This is a genomic window from Myroides sp. DF42-4-2 (assembly GCF_030326445.1).
In the GTDB taxonomy this organism is placed as follows: Bacteria; Bacteroidota; Bacteroidia; order Flavobacteriales; family Flavobacteriaceae; genus Flavobacterium.
The window spans coordinates 90,909-115,010 of the sequence record NZ_JACAKI010000010.1 but is presented as its reverse complement, the minus strand read 5'-3'; the positions used below and the strand labels follow the sequence as shown (position 1 = coordinate 115,010).

At 38.5% G+C, this 24,102-nt stretch carries 21 protein-coding genes; 5 read left to right on the top strand and 16 right to left on the bottom strand.

The features are described from left to right. Nucleotides 1-114 precede the first annotated feature (114 nt). The 6 genes from HX062_RS09330 to HX062_RS09305 all read right to left on the bottom strand — a co-directional run bounded on the left by HX062_RS09330 (nucleotide 115) and on the right by HX062_RS09305 (nucleotide 7,749). On the bottom strand, nucleotides 115-1,449 hold the full coding sequence (locus HX062_RS09330; RefSeq protein WP_286467205.1) for a DUF4374 domain-containing protein: 1,335 nt from the start codon (nucleotides 1,447-1,449) through the stop codon (nucleotides 115-117). A gap of 38 nt (nucleotides 1,450-1,487) precedes the next feature. Next, a complete protein-coding gene (locus HX062_RS09325) occupies nucleotides 1,488-3,827 on the bottom strand; it encodes a TonB-dependent receptor (protein ID WP_286467202.1) in 2,340 nt (779 codons plus the stop codon). A gap of 236 nt (nucleotides 3,828-4,063) precedes the next feature. Next, nucleotides 4,064-4,957, bottom strand: coding sequence for a 23S rRNA pseudouridine(2604) synthase RluF (rluF, locus tag HX062_RS09320; protein WP_182628282.1), 894 nt, complete (start codon nucleotides 4,955-4,957; stop codon nucleotides 4,064-4,066). A 49-nt stretch (nucleotides 4,958-5,006) separates the two neighbouring features. Continuing rightward, the gene (locus tag HX062_RS09315; RefSeq protein ID WP_286467201.1) at nucleotides 5,007-5,834 is read right to left on the bottom strand and encodes an alpha/beta fold hydrolase; all 828 of its coding nucleotides are present in this window, start codon (nucleotides 5,832-5,834) and stop codon (nucleotides 5,007-5,009) included. 35 nt (nucleotides 5,835-5,869) lie between these two features. Then, nucleotides 5,870-6,652: a zinc ribbon domain-containing protein gene (locus HX062_RS09310; protein WP_182628280.1), complete on the bottom strand. Its 783-nt coding sequence runs from the start codon at nucleotides 6,650-6,652 to the stop codon at nucleotides 5,870-5,872. Between the two features lie 2 nt (nucleotides 6,653-6,654). Beyond that, nucleotides 6,655-7,749, bottom strand: coding sequence for a Nif3-like dinuclear metal center hexameric protein (locus tag HX062_RS09305; RefSeq protein WP_182628279.1), 1,095 nt, complete (start codon nucleotides 7,747-7,749; stop codon nucleotides 6,655-6,657). A gap of 169 nt (nucleotides 7,750-7,918) precedes the next feature. On the opposite strand from HX062_RS09305, the gene lpxK reads away from it, so the two are divergent. Further along, a complete protein-coding gene (gene lpxK / locus HX062_RS09300; RefSeq protein ID WP_182628278.1) occupies nucleotides 7,919-8,944 on the top strand; it encodes a tetraacyldisaccharide 4'-kinase in 1,026 nt (341 codons plus the stop codon). Continuing rightward, nucleotides 8,916-9,728 (top strand): purine-nucleoside phosphorylase, encoded by an 813-nt coding sequence (locus HX062_RS09295; RefSeq protein ID WP_182628277.1) that lies wholly within the window; start codon nucleotides 8,916-8,918, stop codon nucleotides 9,726-9,728. Before lpxK ends, HX062_RS09295 begins: the two co-directional genes overlap by 29 nt. 86 nt (nucleotides 9,729-9,814) lie before the next feature. Here HX062_RS09295 and HX062_RS09290 read toward each other — a convergent pair whose 3' ends face one another. Further along, on the bottom strand, nucleotides 9,815-11,593 hold the full coding sequence (locus tag HX062_RS09290; protein ID WP_286467200.1) for a MutS-related protein: 1,779 nt from the start codon (nucleotides 11,591-11,593) through the stop codon (nucleotides 9,815-9,817). Between the two features lie 157 nt (nucleotides 11,594-11,750). Between HX062_RS09290 and HX062_RS09285 the strand changes: the two genes are divergently transcribed. Next, on the top strand, nucleotides 11,751-12,494 hold the full coding sequence (locus HX062_RS09285; protein ID WP_286467199.1) for a phytanoyl-CoA dioxygenase family protein: 744 nt from the start codon (nucleotides 11,751-11,753) through the stop codon (nucleotides 12,492-12,494). A gap of 306 nt (nucleotides 12,495-12,800) precedes the next feature. Here the strand turns inward: HX062_RS09285 and HX062_RS09280 are convergent, their stop codons facing one another. The 7 genes from HX062_RS09280 to HX062_RS09250 all read right to left on the bottom strand — a co-directional run bounded on the left by HX062_RS09280 (nucleotide 12,801) and on the right by HX062_RS09250 (nucleotide 18,944). Beyond that, on the bottom strand, nucleotides 12,801-13,202 hold the full coding sequence (locus HX062_RS09280) for a DoxX family protein (protein WP_182628274.1): 402 nt from the start codon (nucleotides 13,200-13,202) through the stop codon (nucleotides 12,801-12,803). Nucleotides 13,203-13,214: 12 nt separating this feature from the next. Then, nucleotides 13,215-13,859: a hypothetical protein gene (locus tag HX062_RS09275; RefSeq protein WP_286467197.1), complete on the bottom strand. Its 645-nt coding sequence runs from the start codon at nucleotides 13,857-13,859 to the stop codon at nucleotides 13,215-13,217. 44 nt (nucleotides 13,860-13,903) lie between these two features. Next, nucleotides 13,904-14,500 (bottom strand): Crp/Fnr family transcriptional regulator, encoded by a 597-nt coding sequence (locus HX062_RS09270; protein WP_286467196.1) that lies wholly within the window; start codon nucleotides 14,498-14,500, stop codon nucleotides 13,904-13,906. A 21-nt stretch (nucleotides 14,501-14,521) separates the two neighbouring features. After that, nucleotides 14,522-15,991, bottom strand: coding sequence for a YncE family protein (locus HX062_RS09265; RefSeq protein ID WP_286467195.1), 1,470 nt, complete (start codon nucleotides 15,989-15,991; stop codon nucleotides 14,522-14,524). Continuing rightward, complete coding sequence (locus HX062_RS09260) at nucleotides 15,922-17,181, bottom strand: NAD(P)/FAD-dependent oxidoreductase (protein ID WP_286467194.1); 1,260 nt, start codon at nucleotides 17,179-17,181, stop codon at nucleotides 15,922-15,924. The genes HX062_RS09265 and HX062_RS09260 overlap by 70 nt, the downstream gene beginning before the upstream one ends. 135 nt (nucleotides 17,182-17,316) lie before the next feature. After that, entirely contained in the window at nucleotides 17,317-18,603 is a 1,287-nt protein-coding gene (locus HX062_RS09255) for a type II toxin-antitoxin system HipA family toxin (protein WP_182628271.1), read from the bottom strand. Continuing rightward, nucleotides 18,597-18,944 (bottom strand): helix-turn-helix domain-containing protein, encoded by a 348-nt coding sequence (locus tag HX062_RS09250; RefSeq protein ID WP_286467193.1) that lies wholly within the window; start codon nucleotides 18,942-18,944, stop codon nucleotides 18,597-18,599. The genes HX062_RS09255 and HX062_RS09250 overlap by 7 nt, the downstream gene beginning before the upstream one ends. An 848-nt stretch (nucleotides 18,945-19,792) precedes the next feature. Between HX062_RS09250 and HX062_RS09245 the strand changes: the two genes are divergently transcribed. Continuing rightward, nucleotides 19,793-20,338: a 5' nucleotidase, NT5C type gene (locus HX062_RS09245; protein ID WP_286467192.1), complete on the top strand. Its 546-nt coding sequence runs from the start codon at nucleotides 19,793-19,795 to the stop codon at nucleotides 20,336-20,338. 80 nt (nucleotides 20,339-20,418) lie between these two features. On the opposite strand, the gene HX062_RS09240 is transcribed toward HX062_RS09245, so the two are convergent. Further along, a complete protein-coding gene (locus HX062_RS09240) occupies nucleotides 20,419-21,306 on the bottom strand; it encodes a bifunctional 5,10-methylenetetrahydrofolate dehydrogenase/5,10-methenyltetrahydrofolate cyclohydrolase (protein WP_182628302.1) in 888 nt (295 codons plus the stop codon). A gap of 85 nt (nucleotides 21,307-21,391) precedes the next feature. Further along, nucleotides 21,392-22,729 (bottom strand): signal recognition particle protein, encoded by a 1,338-nt coding sequence (gene ffh, locus HX062_RS09235; protein WP_182628267.1) that lies wholly within the window; start codon nucleotides 22,727-22,729, stop codon nucleotides 21,392-21,394. 359 nt (nucleotides 22,730-23,088) lie between these two features. Between ffh and HX062_RS09230 the strand changes: the two genes are divergently transcribed. Further along, the gene (locus HX062_RS09230; protein WP_286467190.1) at nucleotides 23,089-24,054 is read left to right on the top strand and encodes a serine hydrolase domain-containing protein; all 966 of its coding nucleotides are present in this window, start codon (nucleotides 23,089-23,091) and stop codon (nucleotides 24,052-24,054) included. Nucleotides 24,055-24,102 lie beyond the last annotated feature (48 nt).

Below are 24,102 nucleotides of genomic sequence, written 5' to 3'. Positions count from 1 at the left end.
AGCGCTAAAGCAATAAGACAAAAGGCCAATAACGGTGTAAACAAAAAAGAGGTTAAACGATACGTTCAACCTCTTTTTAAGCTAACTAATTACAAATGAATAACAATAAATAAATTATTTATAGGCGTTGATTTTTACAATATTACCAACGGTTCCATCTCCTAAATCTTGAATTTCCAACCCTTTTGTAAGTACTGCTGAAGTTCTATTTAGCAAGTATACATAGGATTTAGCTGCTGCTGTAATTGGCACATATACGTCATCTCCTTCTGCGAATGGCGTTCCAATTTCTGCGATTAATCCTGGTTCAACTAATCCTTCGATCCATTTAAACTCTCCTGTTTTCGCATTGAACAACGCTAATTTGTTTGCTGGAGCCATGTTCCAAGATTGGTCCGTATTCGCAAACATATTTAAGATAAATTGATCTTTACCTACTGCATATACTTTGTACACTTTATGCCCCCCTGATTTGGCTTCTAGATCAAAGTAGTATGAGCTATCGAATTTCAATGTATTCTTATCAAATTTCAATACTGCTGAAGGTTTAGTAGAAAATGCACCTTTGTCTTTACTAATCATCGCTGATGGCGAGTACACGTAAATATCTCCACTAGTCCCTTTACCAATAGTCGATACGCGGCTAGATCTATAACGAGCAACAGCAAAACTCATACGATCATCTTTCACTACGTTTTCTAGAACTACGCGGTTTTCTGGGTCTTTTGACATATCTAATTTAAAGATAGCCAACCACACTCTATCTCTATAAGCTGAAGTATTATCTTGATCACTATTGGCCGTAATTTTAAATGGCTCAATTGCCATAACAAAACGGTCGTTTCCGATGTCTTCTAAACCTGCAAAGTTTGCGTATTCGCCTTCTTCTGCAATATTTTCAACATTTACATAAGACGTAAACTCGATAGCACCTGTCACTCCATTAATGAAGTTGAAAGCTTGACCTTTTTTGCCATTTTCCAATTCAATTCCTCCAGTTGTAGAGATCATAAATCGTCCAAAAGCCGTGATAAACTCCTCTCTATTTGGTAAATCTACCAAGGTATTTTCTTGTAAACGCAAGTCTTTGTTTAACATCCAGCTTTGCATTCCCGATGGATCCCCTTTTCTGTATTCAAAAACATAGGCACGTAAATCTTTGAAGGTGTAAATGTTTTTCCCTAAGGCTGTTTTACCGTTTCCTCTAACGCTAATTGTCCCTTCTTTTAGGTTATCCACTTCTAAGAGTAGATTTGTTTTTGATGCACTAGCTCCTAGAATATATTTAGTTCCAAGTAAATCTTCTGGATTTCTTGACCCATCGTCAATGATCTCTTCATCATCGCCATCGCCTCCTTTTCTTGAATTATCATCACTTGAACAACTTGTAAAAGAAAATGTACTAACTAAAAAAGCGAATACCATGGTAGATAGAACTCTTTTTTTCATTTTAATTTGGTATTAATAGATTATTATTTCGGTTATTTTTAATAGCTATAACGGATTTTAAACATCACGCTTCTTCCTGGTTTTTGGAAGCTATAGTTGTCATAGGCCAATTTGTCGAATAGGTTATTGACTTCCGCTGTAAGGTGTAAAGTATTTTTAAACAAGCTATAAGAAGCACTTAGGTCGTGTACCACCTGAGAGGGAATCCAAATAGGTTCTTCACCAATACTGCTAAAATCATAGCTATAGTGATCGATATATCTCAGGTTATATCCGATATTTAAGTTATTTCCATTGTGCCCTAGATCTTTGAAAAGCAAACCAGCATCAAGGGATCCGAAGAAATAAGGTTCATTTGGAATGCGCTCTTCGTAATAGGAGTTTAATTCGGTATCACTGCCAATGGCATATTTTTGTTTACTTCGAATACTTTGGGAGGTAAGACTTCCGCCTATTTGCAAGAAATCGTTGTACACATATCGAGCCTCTACATTGAGTCCGATACTCTCTACTCCACCGATATTCACACTAGATGCACGTGAACCCGATCCATACGGATTGCTTCTTATGTAGTCTTCCGTTTTGCGATAAACAAAGCCTGCATCTGCAAAAACAGCATGTACTTTATCTAAAACAGTGGAATAGCTCAAGTTGAAGTTGTAGTTATTTCCTGCTTCTGGTTTCAAGGCTGTATTTCCCCATACCATATCACCATCACCAAACAATTCACTGTCAGTCGGCAAGCGATAGGTCTTCTCAAAAGAGGATTTTACTTGGAAGTCCTTCCACAGATACGTAGCGGCAATTCCGTATCCACTCTTATCTACACTGGTACTTTCACTTAAATACGTATGTTTAATGGAATAGTGTTTTCCAAAGATGGATACATTCAAATTATCTAGGATATTGTATCGGTAGGATAAAGCGGTAATATTTTTCAAGCTTCTACGCGTAGTTTCACTTTTCTTTTCGCTTTCAGTTTCCTTAACAGCTAATGGATCTTCGGTTTTTCTATTGAAGTAATAGATTACGTTGTTTAAGCTAAACGCATGCTTATCGTTAACCTTATAACTGATAGTAGCGGTAGTTGAACCATTGTGATCAAAGAATTTCATCAGAGAAGCACCTCCTCCTGATTCGCCTTTTTTCATGGTTTTGATGCGTTCACCTGCCCAGTTGTACTTGTATCTTGAGGTATCAATATTTTGGTTGTATCCCGCATTATAGGTAGAAGTAAGTGTTACGTCTAAGCCTTCAGTAAACAAGTTGCGCTTGCTATATTCTAAAGAGGGCATAATCGTTACGGAACGGCGTTTTTTCTGTCCGAACACTTTTTCCATTATGGTTCCCGTTTGCACTCCTTTTTTTCCTTCTCCATACGTAAATCCAAGGAGTAGTCGATCGGCATACGGCTTGTCTATCACCCCTACTTTAGTCACTACTGTTGCCGTTTGGAAGCGATCGTTGAAACGTTTTACCCATTGCTTATCTTTAGAGTAAACCCCTGTTTTTAAATTGGCAACGGGAACGTATACTTTGTAGTTGTTATCAGAATAATTTTGAAATGCATTCACTTGAAAGGTCATACCATTATCGAAAACCTTACTTACATTGAGGTGGCTTTTATAGGTATTGAATGATCCCGTGGCAAATGAAGCGTCTATTCTAGTTTCTTTGCTTTTGTTAGTGATGATGTTTACCGCTCCTCCTAATGCATCAGAACCGAATTCAATGGGAACTACCCCTTTGTACACTTCGATGCGATCAACCATGGTAATAGGTAGGTTGTTAATCTTAAATTCACTGCCAAATCCTTCCATGGGAACTCCATCTAAAAAGAATCGAATATGACGACCACTAAATCCATTCATCGAAAAAGTATAATCCGATCCCTCTGCTCCATCTCTTCTCACTTTTACACCAGACACGCGATCCAGTGCTCCTGAAACATCTAAGGATGTATTGTATAAAGGTTTAGCATCGATGGCAATGACATTATAGGCCGATTCTCTTACTTTTTCAATGGGACTCTTCACCTGCAGGATTACATCATCTAAAATGGCTTCCTTTCCTTTTAGAACTATGCGTTTCTTTACGTGCTCTCCATCTTCTACTTTGACGCGAACCGATACTGTTTCATAACTCACATGTTGTACTACTACATCGTAAGTACCACCAGTACCTAGCTTTAGTTTGAAGGCTCCTTGATCATTGGTTAAATCACTTTTGTTTGTTTCGGCTATGACCACTGTTGCATAATCGATCGGCTTTCCATTTTCATCAAGCACAAATCCATCAATAATCGTGGGTTTCTGTTGTGCATGAACAGCAAATAATTGCCCTATGACGCACGTGGTTAGTAATATAAATTTCTTCATTGACGAATAAATTATAGAAATTGGTAAATGTATTTTTATTTAGACTTAGTATAAACAGCATGCAAATATATAGACTTTTTTAACATATCTAAAAATTATTTAGACTAATTTCAAATTGTGTTTGATTCGTGAATGAGATATGTGAATGATAAACTCAGAAAGCGAGTTGATTGTGAAATAGAATACAACTAAATTGAGGAAAAGTATACTAAAAACAAAAAAGAGAGAATTAATATTTAATTCTCTCTTCTTCTTGAAATTCTTTCATTTCGCAGTGTTGGACCTGATTTTTTTGAATTATTTCGCTCTCTGTCGAACTTTTTCTTGGGTCTTCTATCTTCTTGGGTATTGAAGTCTGTCTGTGTAGTTCGGTTGTCTTGTTGATCTGCTGCGCGATTCAGGCTTGCTTCTTCGGTTTTAATTGAAGGGGCGATCAATTGATTGAGTTCAGCTAATTCTGCAGCTGTAATTTCGCGGTATTGTCCTACCGGAACATCGAGGCTGATATTGATAATTCGAATGCGTTTTAGCGCGACTACATCGTAGCCAAAATACTCACACATACGGCGAATTTGACGGTTAAGGCCTTGGGTAAGAAAAATGCGAAATACGAAGCGACTAATACGCTCTACGCGACACTCTTTGGTGATGGTATCTAAAATTGGAACCCCCATTCCCATACGCTGGATAAAGCGATCGGTAATTGGTTTATTTACCGTAACGATATACTCTTTTTCGTGGTTGTTTTTTTGGCGTAGTATTTTATTGACAATATCACCATCATTGGTCATGATAATCAATCCCTCGCTATCTTTATCCAAACGTCCTACTGGGAAAATACGCTTGGGATAGTTGATGTAATCCACGATATTATCTCTTACTTTTTTATTGGTGGTACATTCAATACCCACGGGTTTATTAAAAGCTAAATAGACAAAATCCTCATCAGTTTGTCGGATTAATTTTCCATTTACGCGGATTTCATCTGCATCAGTTACCTTCAATCCGAGTTCAGGTAGCTTTCCATTTACTGTAATGCGTCCCTCTTCGATTAGTCGATCAGCTTCTCTTCTCGAGCAGAACCCAACCTCTGATAAATATTTATTTAAACGCGTTTCTTGATTTTCCATAGCGCAAAAGTAAATAATAAATTTCGTTACTTATACAAAGAAATTCGTTCTAGCTTAAAAAGGTGAGAATTGTTTCAAAAACCACTGCATCTTGGAGGCTATGTCCTAAATTGGCAGTAGAAACAACGCGATTATTTTTTGCTTGCAGGGCCTGATGAAAAGCAGTAGCCTCTTGATAAGACACTTTTTCGTCCAGTCTATCGTGTATGCATAGAACGGGAATATGGATGTTTTGGGTTGCTTGTGTACTGCTATAACGCGCGAGCGGGTGTTTTAGTAGCGTTTCTACATAGTGCAGATAAGCAAGACACAGGCGATGCTTATAGCCCAAAAGGGTGAAGTATTCGGCCAAGATATGCTCAAAGCGATCGAAAGTACCCAATAGCACAACTTTTTGCACCGTGGGATAGGATTTGGCACTCAACTGTTGAAAGGCGGTGAAAGCTCCTAGAGAATGCGCGATTATCCCTTGTGGTTGAAAGTGTTCTATTGCTATATCAATAACTTCTTGGTAATTTTTTACGCTGAGATTTTTTCCTTTGCTTTGTCCTAGGCTTGGCGCATCAAAAGCCACCAGGCGAAAAGCAGTTCCCACATAAGTTTGCCATTCTTCCCAACGGGCACTGTTGCTCTCCCAACCGTGGATTAAGAGAATCAAGGGTTTCTCTGTCGCTTGGGCATTCCATTGGTAGGTGTAGACCAACTCATCTTGATAGATAAAAGTGCTAATTTTTGCCTGCTGTAAAAAGTTTGGTAAGTGTTTAGGGGAAAGTTTTCCCTTGCGCGGTGTAGAAAATAGTTTGTGCACCCAGTAAACAGCTTTATTTATTGAAATAAGGCTAATAAGATTCACTAAAGTGCCAACTGCTTTTTCCATATACAAAAAAAAGCCTCTTAAAAAGAGGCTTTATCTTATTTTAAACTAGCGATAATCGCATCGATTTTTTCTTTTTCTTCTTCTGCTAAAGCGCTGTCTACAAGAATACGTCCACTGTGTTCATCGGTGATGATCTTTTTACGCGCAGCAATTTCTACTTGCGTTTGTGGTGGAATTGTAAAATACGATCCTACAGAAGCCCCTCTTTCGATTGATACTACTGCTAATCCATTTTTCACTCCGCCTCGGATTCTCAAATATGCATTTAATAAACGCTCTTCGATATCTTGTTTGAACTCGTCTGATTTAGCCAATAACGTTTGCTCTTCGCGTTCTGTTTCTGACATAATGTTTTTCAACTCAGCCTCAATGTGCGTTAAGTGTTCATTACGTGCATTCAAACGCTCCTCTGTTTGAGCAATGTTGAGCTTTTTATTTTCGATACTCACTTTCATTTCACGAATGTGTTTTTCAGCAAGCTCGATTTCTAACTTTTGAAATTCAATTTCTTTTTCTAAAGAGTTGAATTCTCTGTTGTTTTTTACTTCGTTTTGTTGCTCAGTGTACTTTTTAATAGCTTCCTTAAACTCTTCAATAGCTGATTTTTTGTCTTTAATACCAGCCTCGATGCCATTTAAATCTGCATGAAGTTTCTCTAAGCGTTTGTTAAGTCCAGCAACTTCGTCTTTTAGGTCTTCAACTTCAAGAGGTAGCTCTCCTCTCATATTTCTGATTTCATCGATTCTTGAGTCAATCAATTGTAAGTCGTAAAGCGCTCTTAATTTCTCTTCAACCGTTAATTCTTTTTTCTTTGTCATCGTTATAAGTAGTTAACTGGATTCGTATTTACTGTTGATAAAATAACTGCAAAATTAGGCATTTTTTTTGAAAGAAACTCAACTATATAATTTTTTGTATATCTTTCACTCTCAAAATGCCCGATATCCGCCAAAACAAGCTGATTTTCAGCCTCATAAAATTGATGGTATTTTAAATCTGCCGTGATAAAAGCATCTGCTTTTTGTTGCAGAGCGGCTTTGATTGCAAAACTTCCCGAACCGCCAAGCACAGCAACTTTTTGAATGGGTTTACCCAAAAATGCACTATGGCGAATTCCTCCCGTTCCTGTTTTTTCTTTTACCATCTCCAAAAAGGCGCGTTCTTCCATTGGTTCTTTTAATTCGCCAATCATTCCCATCCCTACATTTTGCAAAGCATTTTCCAGGTTGTAAATTTCATACGCCACTTCTTCATAAGGATGGGCTTGAAACAAAGCAGCGAGAATTTTTCCTTCTAAGTGCTTTTCGTAGATTACTTCAACTTTGTGTTCACCCACCACTTCTTCTACTCCTGCTTTCCCAAGTACAGGGTTACTTTTTTCATTTCCTCTAAAACTTCCTTTTCCTTCTGACACAAAGCTACAGTGATCGTAATTGCCAATCGCACCTGCTCCAACGCCAAACAACGCCTGACGTACTGCCTCTGTATTTGCTATTGGAACATAGGTTACCAATTTCTGGATGTAATTGGCTTTGGGAATAAGAATGCGTGTATTTTCCAACCCCAAGGTAGTACAAAATATTTTGTTTACTCCTTCTTGATGATTGTCCAAAGCGGTGTGAATCGCATAAATGGCGATATCGTGTTTAATGGCTTTGATGACTGCTCGTTCAACGTAGTTTTTACCCGTAATTTTCTTTAACCCTGAAAATAAAATGGGATGAAAACACACGATCAAATTGCATTTTTGTTCAATCGCCTCGGTTACAACGGTTTCTAATGCATCGTGACACACGAGAATTCCGCTTACTTCTTGTTCTGGACTGCCGACCAAGAGTCCTACGTTATCAAAATCCTCTGCATAGCCCAAAGGCGCTAATTCTTCTAAAATGGGAAAAATATCTTTTACTTTCATATTCAATTACTAGCTGTCACTCATTATTTCTCAAAGATACAAAAACCGTTTTACTCCTTATCTTCTTTCTTTATTCCGTCTTTATAATACGACAAGGCCATTCAAGTTTTCCTTCACTCAATTCGTACTATTTTTTTCTAAAAGTTAAAAAAAGTGATACTTTCGTAAGATGAAATTACTCCGTTTTTTACTTTTTCCATTTGCCATTTTATATGGTTGCATTACAGGGATCCGCAATTGGTTCTATGCAATTGGTATATTTAAGCGTACCTCTTTTGATCTTCCGACTATTGTTGTGGGTAATCTCAGTGTGGGTGGCACGGGAAAAACGCCTATGGTAGAATACATCATTCGCCTGCTAAAAGACCGGTATCAAACCGCAACCTTAAGTAGGGGATATAAAAGAAAGAGCGAGGGATTCTTCTTGGCTAATGCGCAAACGACTATGGAGCAAATTGGAGACGAACCTTTTCAATACCACACTAAATTTAACAACATTAACGTAGCTGTAGATGCCAAGCGCGTCAATGGTGTTCGTTCTATTTTACAAGAAAAACCACAAACAGAGGTTATCGTTTTGGATGATGCCTTTCAACACTTGGCCTTTCAAGGTGGATTATACGTTTTACTCACCACCTATGACGATCCTTATTTTAAGGATTTTTTACTGCCTACAGGCAATCTACGAGAATCGAGAACAGGGGCTAAACGCGCCGATATTGTCGTGATTACCAAATGTCCCAAAGACCTTAGTCTCCAACAACAAAAAAGCATAACACAACAATTACAATTAAAGCAAGGACAATTGTCTTTTTTTACGTATATTGATTTTAGTAAAATTGCATATTCAAAGTCTGATTCAGTGGAGGTTACTCGATTAATTCAGGAGGATTTTATTTTGGTAGCAGGCATCGCAAAACCACAGTCGTTTTTCGATCATCTCAAAAAAGAAGACACCAGGTGTTTGACTTTTCCTGACCACCATCATTTTTCACCTGCAGATATTGAGTTAATATTGAAGACAGCAGCGGGAAGATCGATCATCACAACGGAAAAAGATTATGTTCGTCTCAATGGACTTCTTCCTGAACGTCAATTATTTTATTTACCTATTCAAACCGCTTTTTTAAACCATAGCGAAGCGTTTGACACTAAAATTTTAAACTATGTGGGAGAAAGTACAAGAAACCGTTAAATTCATTATTGAAAAAACGAATTTTAAACCGGAAATCGGTATCGTTTTAGGCTCAGGATTGGGTAATCTAACAGCGGATATCGCTATTGAGCATGAGATCTCTTATGCTGACATTCCTAACTTTCCTGTATCTACTGTCCAAGGACACAAAGGGGCCTTAATTTTCGGATCAATAGGTGGAAAAAAAGTTGTTGCCATGCAAGGGCGTTTTCATTACTATGAAGGATACGACATCAAAACGACGGTTTTTCCCATTCGCGTAATGAAGTACTTAGGTGTAGACACGCTTATTGTTTCCAATGCTTCTGGTGGGGTTAATCCTACCTTTAAAGTGGGTGATATTATGATTATCAAAGATCACATTAACGCATTTCCCGATCATCCATTACGCGGACATAACGACGAGCGTTTTGGTCCTCGTTTTGTCAACATGAACGAAGTGTATACTAAGAGCATCATTGAGCGTGCAAAAGCTATTGCAAAAGCAAAAAATTACGATCTAAAAGAAGGGGTGTACTACGGCTTACAAGGTCCAACGTTTGAAACACTAGCTGAATACAAAATGGTGCGTGCTGTAGGTGGAGACTGTGTGGGAATGTCAACCGTTCCTGAAGTAATCGTAGCCCGTCACATGGATATGAAAGTATTTGGTATTTCCGTGATATCAGACATGGGAAATGAAGATGGTATTGCTGACGTAAACCACGACGAAGTACTAAAAGCAGTACAAGCAGCAGAACCAATTGCCCGTGACTTAATCAATACTCTAGTTGGTCAATTATAATAAAAAAGGCTATCAATTTTAAAATTGATAGCCTTTTTTAGTTTACGGTTGACAAGGTATGGTTAACTGTGAACCCTTGTTGTAAACTAATCTATAATCTGCATTTTCTTCATAATAAAAGTTGCATTTTTATTCTGACAAATGCCATCCCTAATTTTGTAGTCGAAGTGTAAATCGTCATTTTTAATTTCCACTTCAAAACACTTATTCATTAAGACAGTAGGATACTCATTTGTTGTATTACACACCTCTAAATCATGGGTAGCAATCATACCATAGGTCTGTTCTCGAATTAGTTTGTGAATCACCCCAATGGTACCACTCTGTTTATCATCCGAATTCGTTCCTCTTAGAATCTCGTCTAATAAGACGAAACAAGATTCGCTTTGCACTTGTTCAATAATCATTTTCAGGCGTTTTACCTCTGCATAGAAGTAAGATTCACTGTCTTCTAAGGAGTCCGTTAATCGCATGGATACCAATAAAGGCAATGGAAAAAACGTCGCTTTTGTCGCGCAGATAGGCGCTCCTATTCCCGCTAAAACTAAATTCACCCCAATGGTGCGCAAAAACGTACTTTTTCCAGACATATTAGACCCTGTTAGAATCACAAAGCGCTGATTAGAAAAATCGATGTCGTTGGTTACGCGTTTTTTAGCATTTAACAAGGGATGTCCCAAATTTTGGAAGGCCATTTGTTTGGTGTCATTCAAAACGGGGAAGGTGTAGCTTCTGTTGTTGTACGAATAGTTTCCTAAGGAATTAAAGGCTTCTACTTCTCCCACAATATCGATAACGGTTAGCACCAACGCTCCTTTATCTTTTTTCCACTTCAAGAATTTATGCAAGACGTGAACGTGAAATTGAAATAATCCATTAAATAAAATCGACACAAACAAGTTGGCAACGGTTTCGAGTTGCTCGAATAAGCGAGATAGTTTTTTCAGTTCCACGCTCGCTTTAAACGAATCACTTTTAATTTCTTTCAAGTACATTTTCATGCGCTCCGTTGCAAATTCTTCTTTTTCAATTCGCTTGATGATAGCGCTATAGCTTTCAATGGTTTCGTGTATTTTTTCAACGCCACCAAGTTCCGCTTGAATTAGTCTTACTTTAGCCATGGCCATAATGAGGTTCAACGAGAAAACCGTTGATGCGATATAGCCCCATACGATATTGGAGGAATCGACAAAAAAGCCGATGGATGCCACAACAAACACCAGAGGCAAGGCATAAGCGAGTGCTAAAGAAAGTTTACTCAGCGTATTTACCTTGGATTGACTCCATTTTTTTAAGCGATCATAAGCCTCTTTATTTAGGTTAGACAATTTACTGTAGGCATAAATCTCTTGTCTCCACTCAACCTTTTGCGACAGCTCCTTAATCACTTCCTGATTTTTGAGGATGTCTTGCTTATTGCTTCTACTTTTTAAAAGGGTGGCTAAATGCTCTTTTCCTTTATAAGATGCGGTTCTATTTAAGTATTGATAAATAGATTTTGGTCCAAAAATATCTAGGTCAAAGGCATAAGGATGATCTGGTGTATGGAATTCAGCTCCATCGTCAAAAGGCCATCGATCTTCTTTTAGAAAAGCATCTTCTTCATGATTAATTTGCATCAATGCCTCAGCATAACGCATTTTCCACGAATAAGAGGCATGAATACGCAAGAAAATTAAAAAGACTAAAACCAATCCACCTGTTATGTATAAATACTGATAATCTGCCCGTGATACAGACAAATAGAAACAATACACAATCGCCAAAAAAGCGACTAAACGCAAGGCGCCTACTATTTTGTACTTTTTTCTAATCTCGTTGTATTTATCTTGGTAAAGCGCGTGTCTCTTGGCGTATATTTCCATTCTTTTAAGGTTTTAGTTTTAAAAAGGTTTTTTGTATTGGTGTTAACAAATATACATAATTAACCAAGGGAGCTCCGTATAGATGACAAAAGAATCACAGCGAATTTCATTTAAAAAAGAAATAAATTATCTTTATTTTTTACTTATACCTTACCCAATGAATACGACAGCCCTTTTTAGCACACAAGGATATCTTTATTTCCCTCATTTTTATGCTGATCATGAACTAGCAGAAATTGAATCTATTCTTTTGCATTTTCACCACCAATGGTTAAAGGAGCATCAAGATGAATACGAAAAAAGACTCATCAACAGCCACAGTATTACATCGAGTTCGTTTATTAGTGAAAGGGAACGCTTGGCTCTTTTTGAATTCATCACCCAAGCCAAATTACGCGAAGTCATAGGTGGTATTTTCCCTGAAAAAGCTTTATTTCTCAATACACAACTTTTTTTTGATCCCTATAATCCGGTTCAAAAGAACTACTGGCATCGCGATATTCAATACACGGGAATGTCTCTAGCGGAACAAAAGGAAAGTATAAAAACGCAACAGGTCATTCACTTTAGGATTCCCTTTCGAGCAGAAGAAGGCATTGAACTCATTGCAGGAACACATCGGGAATGGGATGTACAAGAAGAGGAAGATACTCGTTTGTGTTTGAACGGAAAAACACCTAGTGATCCTTTAGCTAGGGGAAAACAAATCAAATTAAACCGAGGGGATTTGCTCGTTTTTTCTGCCAATATGATTCACCGTGGTTTATACGGAAACAATCGCCTGGCCTTTGATCTTATTTTTTGTGATGATCACCCTCACTTCCGCTCCTTTATTGATTCAAACAATCACCCTAGCTCAGCGGAAAAACAACAGTTGAATCACACGGACTTCTTTCTATAAAAAAGAGGAAACTTTTTAGGTCCCCTCTTTTTCTTCAATCGTACTATGAACGATCTATTTTTGGTATTTCAACCTAATAACTGCATTGTAAATCTAGTATGCGTCTATAGTGACTCTATTAGAAACCGTTATTTTAATAGAGTCATTATGGACTCATTATGGACTCATTATGGACGTACCACAAAGAAAACATGTCTCGTCCTTGTCTCGTCCTACTATAACTGTACAGCTCTTGTTTATACTCCTGTTATCTACTATACCGTTTTTTACTTTTCTCTTTTATTTTTTCTTTTACTACTTCTTTTTTTAATCCCATGGATTAGTTGTGGAAAGGGCGTATTTCCCACCACCTGTAAAAAACAAGCCTGCGGCTACCAAGGCATACATCATCAGCAATTCTACTGCCCATCCGCCATTTTCGTTGAGGCTAAAAATAAGGCTGCTTTGTACGAGAAGCACCGCTGTTATACAGTTGATTACAAATACAGCAGCTGCTAAACGCGTTCTCCACCCCAGTATTAACAGCAGAGGAGCGATCACTTCACCTACGTATACGCCATACCCAAAAAAAGCAGGCAATCCCTTATCTACAAGTACTTGTTGGATAAATCCAATGCCGTGTATTACTTTGCCAATCCCATAAAACAACATGGGAAATCCGATAGCGATTCGACTAATTAAAAGTCCTGTGTTTGCGTTTTTATTCATTATTATTTCCAGTTAAAAATTTACTTTTACAAAAACCCCATAATTTTCTAAATGGTCCCAACTCATATTAAATTGTTCAAAATTAGCTGCCAACCCCAAGGCTACTTTATCTTTTTTTGCGCCTATTCTAATATGTTGAAAACCGCGGGTATATTCGTGTCGATTGACATTGCCAACCGCAGAAAGGCGAAAGAGCCCTTCCCATTCTTGCGTTAATTTGGGCGTATATTCTAGTAATAGTGATTGTTCTAATGTGAAACCTTTTTGGTAGGTTGTTCCCACTCCATATACCCCAATAAAATTTTTTCTCTTTACTTGATACTGCAGGTAAACACTAGCGAATTTGCCTGGGTTTTTCACTCCAAATCCCGCATTCAACACAAAGTTTTTAGGTAATTTATAAGCGATCGTATTGCGAACAAAAAAGATATTATGTGTATCCTCCTCATATTCAGAATCGAACAAAACTAGATTTTGGATACTTAGGTCATCGGAGAGGCGATGGCTTATCGTATGGGTATAAGCAAACGATCGATGCCCAAGCATCACATCCGGTGTATAGGTTGTAGATTGCCCCAAAACAGGAAAGGTTAGCATTCCTAATAGGACGATAAAAAAACGAGCGAATAGCATCTGTCTATGATTATTTACTTTCATAGGACAAATGTATTCGCTCGTTAAAACGTGGTTCTTAAGATATCTTAAGAAAGACTATCGAGGTGTTTTTTCTTGAGATAGCTCAAAAATTCGGGAGTTACCCCCAAATAAGAGGCGATCATATATTGAGGAACGCGTTGTTCAATATTGCGGTATTCTTTAATAAAGCGCTGATAACGCGTATACACGTCCACACTCATATTTTCGATTGTACGCTCTTGTAAGGCGACATAGGCGCTTTGTATTTTTAAACGAAAAAACGTAGATATAGCGGGTATTTCGATGTATAATTGTTCGAGATTTTCTCGGCTAATTTGCACAATCACTGCAGGTTCAATGGCTTGAATAAACAACTTAGATTCTTTTTGTGCCAAATAGCTGTATAAATCATTGATCCACCACTCTTCAATGCCTATTTGCAAGGTGTGCTCTTGCGATTGTTCATCTAGGTGATAACAACGCGCGCTTCCTTTCGCTATAAATCGCATGTGTTGAGACAATTGCCCAGGTTGCAGCAGCAATTCCTTGCGCTTGAGGGAAACAACTTCCGCCACTTCGTTTAGGCGTTCTATCTCTCGATCGGTCAATCCTATGGTTTGCTGTATATGCTTCACTAAGACCTCTACATAATCTTCCGTCATGTCATTGTTTTTTTTATTGAATTACCATCTCCACACTTGGGGTTCTTCTTTCCAAACGAGTAATCGAAATTCTTCGTATAAATCACTGGTACCAATGGTATGTGTATCGCGTATTCCCTTGCCGAGGACTAATTTGTGTAAAGTACCTGAGTAGGTACCAACCCATAGGGTTGTTTCATCTTCAGACACAGCAATGCCGCTTATTGTACCTCCCAAAAAGTGCTGCCACACTTCTTCACCCGCTTGATTGATTGCGCGAATGTAACCATAAGCATCTCCTAAAACATAGTAATCTTCCAAAGCAACGCCTTGGTACACGCGCATATTCTCATCCATATAAACAAAATCCTCACTATCTTCATAGGCTTCTACACGCATCCCGTCCAACTTTGTGCCATCTACTCCAATGGTTATTCCATTATAGAAATGACATGAGTTGGTAATCAATTGACTGTCATCTTTGGAAAACAGACAAAAATGCGGATAAGACGATTGAGGACCAACACTTCCTACCTCCTCTCCGTTGGCAGTCAAGATGCGGTGGTCTCTCCCTTGATCGCCTACTACGATATAGGTATTATCATGCGATAGGGTTGCATTTTCCATATCAATAGAAAGTTCATACCCCTCTTTTTGCGCTTCTTTTCTCTCCTCTTCTGTGTATAGGGGATGAATAAGCTTTTGCTTCTGTTCTTCTAGCAAATATATTCCTTCCATCGAAAGGAATAAAACGCGCTTTCCATCGTTAAATGGGATGAGTTTTGAAATACCTATTTGAGTGAGATCTCCTAATGGAAATTCCGCAAGTATAGGACCACTCCAACCTTGTTGAGTTACTATTTTATCCGCATAGGCAATAGCCATTACATTGTTTTGCATGGATTTGCCCAATCCTTTAATTTGCTCGTCTAGTGGACGAACAGAAGTGCCAGATACCAAGTAAGCCGTTCTGCGTTCGAAAGAAGTTCCCGCTAAAAAAGCAACCGTATGAGCATCAATCGCTACGAGATCACCAATATATTGGGATTTTGTTTCTAGAAATGGGATTAAAGGCGTATAAGCCGGTGGAAAGTCTGCTCTAAAAGCATCTACTGTATCTTCTAAATTGGCTTGCTTCAGGGCTTCAAAAACTAGCTCTCCCAAATGATCTCTTTTGTCTTCTGCTTCTTCTCCTTCCCATTTATCCCATCCGTGTTCATTGCCAAAAGCAACCATCTCATTAATCGCTTTGGCGTATTGTTCTCCTTTTAAAAACCACTCTCTTTGTGGGGTTATCGTTTTTTTGACTTCTTGTTTCATCCTTCCTTTTTTTATTCTTGATAAAGGTAGTTTTATTTCTGTTGTATCATTATCCCTAAAAATGTGGATATTCCATACAGAAAGAGCGTCACTTTGTTTAAGGCGAATCTCTCTTTTATCCGCTATACCTGCTCCCCTTTCATCATCTTCGACCAATATAGGTATGGCAAGAAATGTTTTTTGAGCATCCATAAACGCCAATGTTCCTTGTGACTGGAAAACACCAACATCTGCTTCAATTTGGGATCGGGAATAAACTCATTTTTATAATTGAATTCTGCCAAGACCATTTTGCCATAACCCGTTACAAGTGGACAAGAAGAATAACCATTATAGCTTTTATTGGTAGCCGCTTGGTTTTGAATTAATCGCATAAGATTATCCACGACTACCGGTACTTGTTTGCGAATAGCCGCTCCCGTCTTTGCCGTTGGCAATCCAGCTACATCTCCTAAACCAAAGATGTTGTTATACTTGTTGTGCTGTAAACTATGGTGATCCACATCTAACCAACCAGCTGCATTGACTAAATTTGAAGTTTGGACAAATTTTGGAGCTGTTTGAGGAGGTGCCAAATGCAAGAAATCAAAGGGCATAGCCACCACTCCTTCTGCTAATACTTGGGTTTGTTGATCGTCCGAGGTCACAAAGCAATGATTATCTTGTGCATTCGTTGGTTTAAAATAGGCAATTTTCGCTTCTGCATCAATGCGGATAGGATTGTGCAACGGCATAAAATCAATCTGATAACGCTCAATCACTTTCAATAAAGTATCGGCAATTATTTTAACGCCAAAAATTACACTCCCTGGCATGGGAAAATAGACCTTTGTTTTTTTATCTATTCCTTTCTTTCGAAAGTAATCACAAGCGAGATACATGATTTTCTGAGGCGCACCGCCACATTTGATTGGCGTACTGGGTTGCGTAAATATAGCTGTACCTCCTTCAAAGGCTTGCAGTTGTTTCCAGGTGTATTCAGGATCAATATAATTGCTGCAAACCACTCCCTTTTCGACGGCTTCTGCTAGGCCTTCAATTAAAGAATAATCATTGACTAACCCTGGGCACACCACCAAATAATCGTAAGTTATGGTGCCCTGTTTATTCGTTTGAATCGCCTGATTATCGGCATCAAAGCGAACTACTTCTTCTTTGATCCAGGTAACGCCTTTGGGAATCAGGGATCCCATGGGACGAATAGTTTTTTGCTTGTCATACGCACCTGCGCCGACCAAGGTCCAAGCGGGTTGGTAATAGTGTAGATCTGCAGGGTCTACCAAGGCAATTTCTAAATTCGGGTCTCGCTTTTTTAACTGGGCCGCGGTCATAATACCCGCAGTTCCCGCTCCTATAATAAGGATTTGATAATGCTTTTTCATGGGGTGAGTTTTTAGTTTGATACTCCAAAATAGGCATTAATATTGGAATAGTATGTAACAAATGTTACTGATATTGTGTGATTTACTTCTTGTATGATTTTGATGAAGTTAAATAAAATCTCCCTCCTATTGGCGCTATGCCATCGTTTTGATTAACCATTGGTCTATATTCCGTATCTTTTCCTCCTCTACTTGATAGGCTTGAGCATAGGATGGCCATTGTTGAACGAGTGTCAAGCAGTTATCGATAAGTTGCGCTGGGTTTCGAATAGAATTTTGTTCTGCAATAGCGATCAAATCTGCTCGTTTAAAATCCTTACGCTTTCCATTAATACTTAAGTTATGTTGACTTACCCATACACTATCCGGGCGATAAGCAAAGCAAATATCATAAGCAGGTGCTAATTTCCACTTGCCTTCTTGTGTCATCAAAAAAGAAAAGTTTTTGGTGTGATCATCACAGTTTCGCGCAATCACGTTAAAAATCATTCGCTTAAACATTTGTTCCGCTTCCGCATAGGACAATCGCAATTGACGCATGGTTTGAAAGACTTGCTCATAGCTATAGGAGGTAATATTCGCAAAGTCGTAATGCTGTATGGCACAAAGCGTTTGGCTGTGAATTTTTTGGTTGCCTTTTATTCGATCAAAGCGCTTAGTCATAAAATGCACACGATTATTTTCTTCAATTAAGCGCGATTCCATCATTTCAATCCCAAAATCGGTAGCCATTTTATAATACGCCATTTCTACACGACCATAGCCTTTAGATTCTCCAAACTGCACGTCACTGACTTCGTCAAACTTGATGATCCAATGTTCAAAATCGGAATCTACAAGAGCTTGTCCCGATTTGATTTGTCCTGTTTTTTCGTTATAGGCAATAATCGCTTTGGGGCGTGCGCCTCCTGCTGATGTTCCCATTTTTAATACATCCATCATCACATCCTCCATATTGGCTTGGGTCTGAATTGAAATATTTTCTTTTTTCTCCAAAAGCAATTTAGTGGTTTCAATTAATGCCGTCAGTTCAATATCATAAGAAGGAACTTCTTTGATCAAGGTAGGTTCAAACGATAGCGCGCCCATGCCTCGTTTACCGATGAAACACAGTAGTTCCACCGGATTTAAACTATTGTCTGGGCGTCCTTGTCGAGCCAGCCAAGCGTTAATCAACTCCTTTCCGTACCGATCAGGTAAAGCATCTGCTAGTAAACCGGGTAAACCTTTAAAGGTTTCACTATCGCGAAACTCGGGAAAGCTGTAAATTCTATTTTTTGTTGGCATTTTGAGTGGAGCAATAGGAAACTGCTCTAAATTAAATTTAGGATCGTATTCAAAGCTGGCGATTCCTCTCTGTGCATCCCAGGCTACAGCACCTACTAACTGACCATATAATCGAACAAAAGCTGTTGTTACCATCCTAAATCAGTATTATCCGGATTGTCTTCCCTTAGTTTAGACGCGCGTTGGCGTTTTTTCTTCTCTCCTTTAGCTAATTGCAATGGACTTAATTCATCCCTTACTTCAAAAGACTGTAAAACGTACAAGGCATCCAAGGTGCGCAAAATTTTAATTAAGTTAACTAAAGATAGATTGTCCCCTCGTTCGATCAAGCTCAATGTTGAACGACTAATTGCCGCTTGTGTAGCTACCTCGTCTTGGGTTAGATTTTGCTTGATTCGCGTTTGTTGGATAAACAATCCAATCTGTTGGAGTATTGCTTTATCCGAAAGTATACTAATGTCCGATATACTACTCATAAGAATCGAATTTAACTATTAACAAATGAAATATCACTCATTAATTAAAAACTATAACTAATGTATGAAAAATAAGTCAGTAATACAACTAAGTCGTTTTAATGAATGATTTAGTGGACAATAAATATTTTGTGTAGTATATCTCACCTGGTTTATATTTTGTTTTGTGTTCGATGAATCTTTACTTTGCGCGGTTTGCACGGTTTGTTAGTTGAACGGTTTGTAAGATAATTGTGCTTTACAACGAGCATCGAACGAAGAGCAACGAGCGACGAGCAAAGAGAAACGAAATTTGCACGGTTTATCTCACCTGGTTTATATTGGTTTTGGTGTTTGATGAATCTATGATTTGTTATTTGCGCGGTTTGTTATTTGCACGATTTGCACGGTTTATCTCACCTGGTTTATATTTTGTTTTGGTGTTCGATGAATCTATGATTTGTTAGTTGCGCGGTTTGCACGGTTTGTTAGTTGCACGGTTTGTAAGATAATTGTGCTTTACAACGAGCGACGAGCAAAGAGCAAAGAGCAACGAGCGACGGGCAACGAGCGACGGGCAACGAGCGACGAGCAAAGAGCAACGAGCAAAGAGCAAAGAGCGACAAGCAAAGAGAAACGAAATTTGCACGGTTTGTTAGTTGTGCGGGTTATTCTTTGTGCTATATAGTCAATTTTGAATCTACAATCACTCGCCTAGTGGGAAAAAACAATTTGTTGTTTGTATTAAATATAAGCTACTGTTTTATTAGTTTAAATTTTTAGTTAAAACAAAAATAAACAGCACTAAATCAATTATTTAAAATAAAAAATAGTTTATTTTTATTCATCACTTAAACCCCAACCCGTCCATGAATAGAAGAGAAACTTTAAAACCCATCCTAGCAGTCGATATGGATGAAGTTCTTGTGGATTCTATTACTTTACTAGTAGAGCAATACAACAAGGCTTACTCAACTAATCTAAGTAAACAAGATCTTTTTGGAAAAACCATTTATGAGTGCTTGCCATCCTCACATATACCCTTTATCAAGGAACAACAAAATAGTGTGGATTTTTATCAAGAGGTAGCTGTTATGGAGGGCGCACAAGAAGGCATCGCAATTCTTTCAGAAAAATACGATATTTATGTTGTTTCAGCAGCTTTAGAATTTCCTCTTTCTCTAGCTTCACGCTGTACTTTTATAGCCAAAAACTTCCCTGAATTAACGTGGAAAAAACTGATTTTTTGTGCGAATAAACCTATAATTAAAGCGGATATCATATTGGATGATATGACGGAAAATTTAGTTGGATTTGGCGCAAATGGATATCTGTTTACAGCCTATCACAATGCTATGCTCAAGTACCCCAATCGACTTAATTCTTGGGAAGAAGTGGTTGAACGATTGGGTTAAACTGTTGTACCTCTTTCTTCCAATTCAAAGTTGAAGATTCACCAAAATAAAAGGGTGCCCTTTTGGACACCCTTTGTAAATTATTCTCCTTTTTTCGCACGTCTTGCACGCGCTAAAAGTGTATTTTTTAGTAGCATGGCAATGGTCATCGGACCAACTCCTCCTGGTACTGGGGTGATGAAGGCTGCTTTTTTGCTTACTTCTTCAAAGTCCACATCTCCAGCAATTACATAACCTCTTGGTGCGTTTTCATCTGGAACACGTGTAATTCCCACATCCACTACTGTTACGCCTTCTTTTACCATATCTGCTTTTAAGAAATAGGGTACTCCTAACGCAGAGATAATGATATCCGCTTCTCTTGTAATAGCAGCGATATCTTTGGTACGGCTGTGTGTTAAGGTAACCGTTGCATCTCCAGGGTATCCTTTTCGGCTTAGCAAAATACTCATTGGGCGACCAACGATATGTGAACGACCAATTACGACCACGTTTTTACCTGCAGTTTCCACTTTGTAGCGCTCTAATAACTCCATAATGCCGTATGGAGTTGCTGGTAAGAACGTTTCCATTTCTAAGGCCATTTTACCAAAGTTGGTTGGATGGAATCCATCAACGTCTTTGTCTGCATCAACCGCCATCAAGATTTTTTGCTCGTCAATGTGTTTGGGCAAAGGCAATTGAACAATATACCCATCAATCGCAGGATCTTCATTCAATTCTTTAATCTTTGCCAATAACTCTACTTCTGTTGTTTCTTCAGGTAAAGCGACTAAAGTAGATTCGAATCCAATTTGTTCACATGATTTTACCTTACTTCCAACGTAAGTTAAACTTGCTCCATTGCTTCCCACAAGCACTGCTGCCAAATGAGGTACTTTTTCTCCGCGTGCTTTCATTTGTTGAACTTCAGCAGCGATCTCGTTTTTGATATCTTCTGATACCTTTTTTCCGTCTAGTAGTTGCATTAAATCGTAATAATTAGTGTGTTGTTGTATGTAAAATAAAGAAGGTTTAAACTTCATTGTGAACCTTAAACCTTCTTTTTAATTTTTATTGCATGCCTTTCATTTGTCCCATCATTCGCATCAAATTCTTTCCTTTTGCTCCTTGCATCATCTTCATCATTTTACTCATTTGATCGAATTGTTTCAACAATTGATTGACTTGTTGGATATCCGTACCTGATCCTTTGGCGATACGTTGTTTTCGCTTTGCATCTAGAACAGATGGTGTTGCTCTTTCTTTTGGTGTCATCGAGTGGATAATCGCTTCGATGTGTTTGAACGCATCATCTTCAATTTCGACATCTTTCAATGCTTTTCCTACTCCTGGTAACATTCCGACTAAGTCTTTCATGCTACCCATTTTTTTCACTTGTTGGATTTGCGATAAGAAATCGTCAAAACCGAACTCATTTTTCGCGATTTTCTTTTGGATTTTACGCGCTTCCTCCTCGTCGTATTGTGCCTGTGCACGTTCCACTAAGGAAATAACGTCTCCCATCCCCAAGATACGATCAGCCATACGTTCTGGATAGAATACGTCAATCGCATCCATTTTCTCTCCTGTTCCGATGAACTTGATCGGCTTATTCACTACGGATTTAATAGAAATCGCAGCTCCACCGCGTGTATCTCCATCTAATTTTGTAAGGATTACCCCGTCAAAATTCAGACGATCATTAAATGCTTTAGCTGTATTTACAGCGTCTTGTCCTGTCATGGAATCCACTACGAACAAGGTTTCATGTGGCGCAATTGCTTTGTGAATATTGGCAATCTCCGTCATCATCTCTTCATCAACGGCCAAACGACCAGCTGTATCGACGATTACGACATTAAAACCATTTGATTTCGCATGTTTAATTGCATTCTCAGCAATTTGAACCGGATTGTTGTTTCCTTCTTCTGAATATACTTCTATTCCTAATTGCTCCCCTACAACATGCAACTGATTAATAGCCGCAGGACGATATACGTCACACGCTACCAATAACGGTTTTTTATTCTTTTTTGTTTTTAAGAAGTTCGCCAATTTACCCGAAAAGGTTGTTTTACCTGATCCTTGTAAACCTGACATTAAGATAACAGAAGGATTACCCGATAGATTAATTCCAGCAGCTTCCCCACCCATCAATTGCGTCAATTCGTCTTTCACGATTTTGATCATCAATTGACCCGGTTGAAGCGTAGTCAATACATCTTGTCCTAAGGCTTTATCTTTTACTTTATTCGTAAAATCTTTGGCAATCTTAAAGTTAACGTCGGCATCTAAAAGGGCTCTACGCACCTCTTTTAAGGTATCTGCAACGTTTACCTCTGTAATTTTACCATGTCCCTTAAGAATATGAAAGGCTTTATCTAATTTATCGCTTAAATTATCAAACATATCGGTATTATTTACTACTTTGAAGCGCCAAAGATACTATATAACTCCTTAAGTCACAAAAAGCAAAAGCAGGAAAATAGTCTTTTTTAAAAATAATATCGTCTGCACTGTTATTTTCTTCTCTTTTTAGGGAAGAAACAGCAGGTATTGCTGCCTTGTTTTTCGCACCATAAAGCTTTTTATTGCTATTGGAAACTCCATTTCCGCGATTTAATTCGTACCTTAATTGGATGAACTAGAATTATTCCACTATGAAAAAAGTAATCTTCCTTCTATTCATCTTAACGATGCAGGCGCCTCAAGCGCAAACGATAGATGATCAAATTGAACAAATTTGACAAGCACATGAGATTCCCCAGTTGACCTATGCGGTGATTACCCAAGACAGTATTCTCAGCTTGGGAACATCAGGCACACACAAAAGTACAGATACGCGTAACAATGCGTCCTTGGTCGACTATTTTCACTTGGGATCCAACTCCAAAGCGATCACCGCTTTTATCGCGGCTACCCTCGTTCAAAAGGGGCTTATTAGCTGGGATACAACCTATTTCGATTTATATCCTGAGGCAAAAAAACAAGCCAAACCCGAATATTACAAGGCTACTCTTGCTGATTTTCTGTCGCATCGTGCAGGGGTTCACGCCTATACTAATGGTACAGAACGATTAGCTCTTCCACCTTTTTCGGGAACAAAACAACAGCAGCGAACCGCTTTTTCTCAGTTTGTGCTGACTCAAGATCCCGTTGAAACAAAAGAACCGTACTTCTATTCCAATGCAGGATATTCGATTGCGGCATCCATGCTGGAAAAAGTAACGAACAAATCATGGGAAACACTAGTTCAGGAAATTTTAGGAGACGAACTACACCTCAACTATGTGATCGGATGGCCCAATCGAAACTTAGAGGATCAGCCTTGGGGACATGCCTTGTCCGAAGGAGAACTAACTCCTGTTCCACCGACATTTGAATACGACCTCAGCTTGATTGAACCTGCTGGTGATTTAAGCATGACTGTCTTCAGCTACATCAAGTACATTCAGCTCAATTTAGCTGGTCTTTCAGGGGCAAACAACGTACTTTCTGCCGCTTTGTATCGCGATTTATTTAGTACAAAACACCCCTATTCCTTAGGATGGGTAGTGACAAAAAAAAGCAAGCAACTACAATATGAACACGCCGGTTCTGATGGTACGTTCTTCTCCTACTGTTTGATCGATACCACTTCACATAAAGCCTATATTCTACTAGCGAATAGTGGAACACCTCTAGCGCAAGAAGGTGTTGCGCAAGCATTAAAAGTCTTGCGCCAACACTTGTAGATTCTTCCCTTTTTAACGATTTCATTAACTTGACAGGGCTAAAGCAGC

Coding starts and splice junctions, on each gene's coding strand:
- HX062_RS09250 (WP_286467193.1), bottom strand. CDS start 18,944: ATGAGTAGTATATCGGACATTAGTATACTTTCGGATAAAGCAATACTC.
- HX062_RS09305 (WP_182628279.1), bottom strand. CDS start 7,749: ATGAAAGTAAAAGATATTTTTCCCATTTTAGAAGAATTAGCGCCTTTG.
- lpxK (WP_182628278.1), top strand. CDS start 7,919: ATGAAATTACTCCGTTTTTTACTTTTTCCATTTGCCATTTTATATGGT.
- ffh (WP_182628267.1), bottom strand. CDS start 22,729: ATGTTTGATAATTTAAGCGATAAATTAGATAAAGCCTTTCATATTCTT.
- HX062_RS09255 (WP_182628271.1), bottom strand. CDS start 18,603: ATGGTAACAACAGCTTTTGTTCGATTATATGGTCAGTTAGTAGGTGCT.
- HX062_RS09325 (WP_286467202.1), bottom strand. CDS start 3,827: ATGAAGAAATTTATATTACTAACCACGTGCGTCATAGGGCAATTATTT.
- HX062_RS09270 (WP_286467196.1), bottom strand. CDS start 14,500: ATGACGGAAGATTATGTAGAGGTCTTAGTGAAGCATATACAGCAAACC.
- HX062_RS09260 (WP_286467194.1), bottom strand. CDS start 17,181: ATGAAAAAGCATTATCAAATCCTTATTATAGGAGCGGGAACTGCGGGT.
- HX062_RS09310 (WP_182628280.1), bottom strand. CDS start 6,652: ATGACAAAGAAAAAAGAATTAACGGTTGAAGAGAAATTAAGAGCGCTT.
- HX062_RS09295 (WP_182628277.1), top strand. CDS start 8,916: ATGTGGGAGAAAGTACAAGAAACCGTTAAATTCATTATTGAAAAAACG.
- rluF (WP_182628282.1), bottom strand. CDS start 4,957: ATGGAAAATCAAGAAACGCGTTTAAATAAATATTTATCAGAGGTTGGG.
- HX062_RS09330 (WP_286467205.1), bottom strand. CDS start 1,449: ATGAAAAAAAGAGTTCTATCTACCATGGTATTCGCTTTTTTAGTTAGT.
- HX062_RS09285 (WP_286467199.1), top strand. CDS start 11,751: ATGAATACGACAGCCCTTTTTAGCACACAAGGATATCTTTATTTCCCT.
- HX062_RS09240 (WP_182628302.1), bottom strand. CDS start 21,306: ATGCAACTACTAGACGGAAAAAAGGTATCAGAAGATATCAAAAACGAG.
- HX062_RS09265 (WP_286467195.1), bottom strand. CDS start 15,991: ATGGATGCTCAAAAAACATTTCTTGCCATACCTATATTGGTCGAAGAT.
- HX062_RS09290 (WP_286467200.1), bottom strand. CDS start 11,593: ATGGAAATATACGCCAAGAGACACGCGCTTTACCAAGATAAATACAAC.
- HX062_RS09275 (WP_286467197.1), bottom strand. CDS start 13,859: ATGAAAGTAAATAATCATAGACAGATGCTATTCGCTCGTTTTTTTATC.
- HX062_RS09280 (WP_182628274.1), bottom strand. CDS start 13,202: ATGAATAAAAACGCAAACACAGGACTTTTAATTAGTCGAATCGCTATC.
- HX062_RS09315 (WP_286467201.1), bottom strand. CDS start 5,834: ATGGAAAAAGCAGTTGGCACTTTAGTGAATCTTATTAGCCTTATTTCA.
- HX062_RS09245 (WP_286467192.1), top strand. CDS start 19,793: ATGAATAGAAGAGAAACTTTAAAACCCATCCTAGCAGTCGATATGGAT.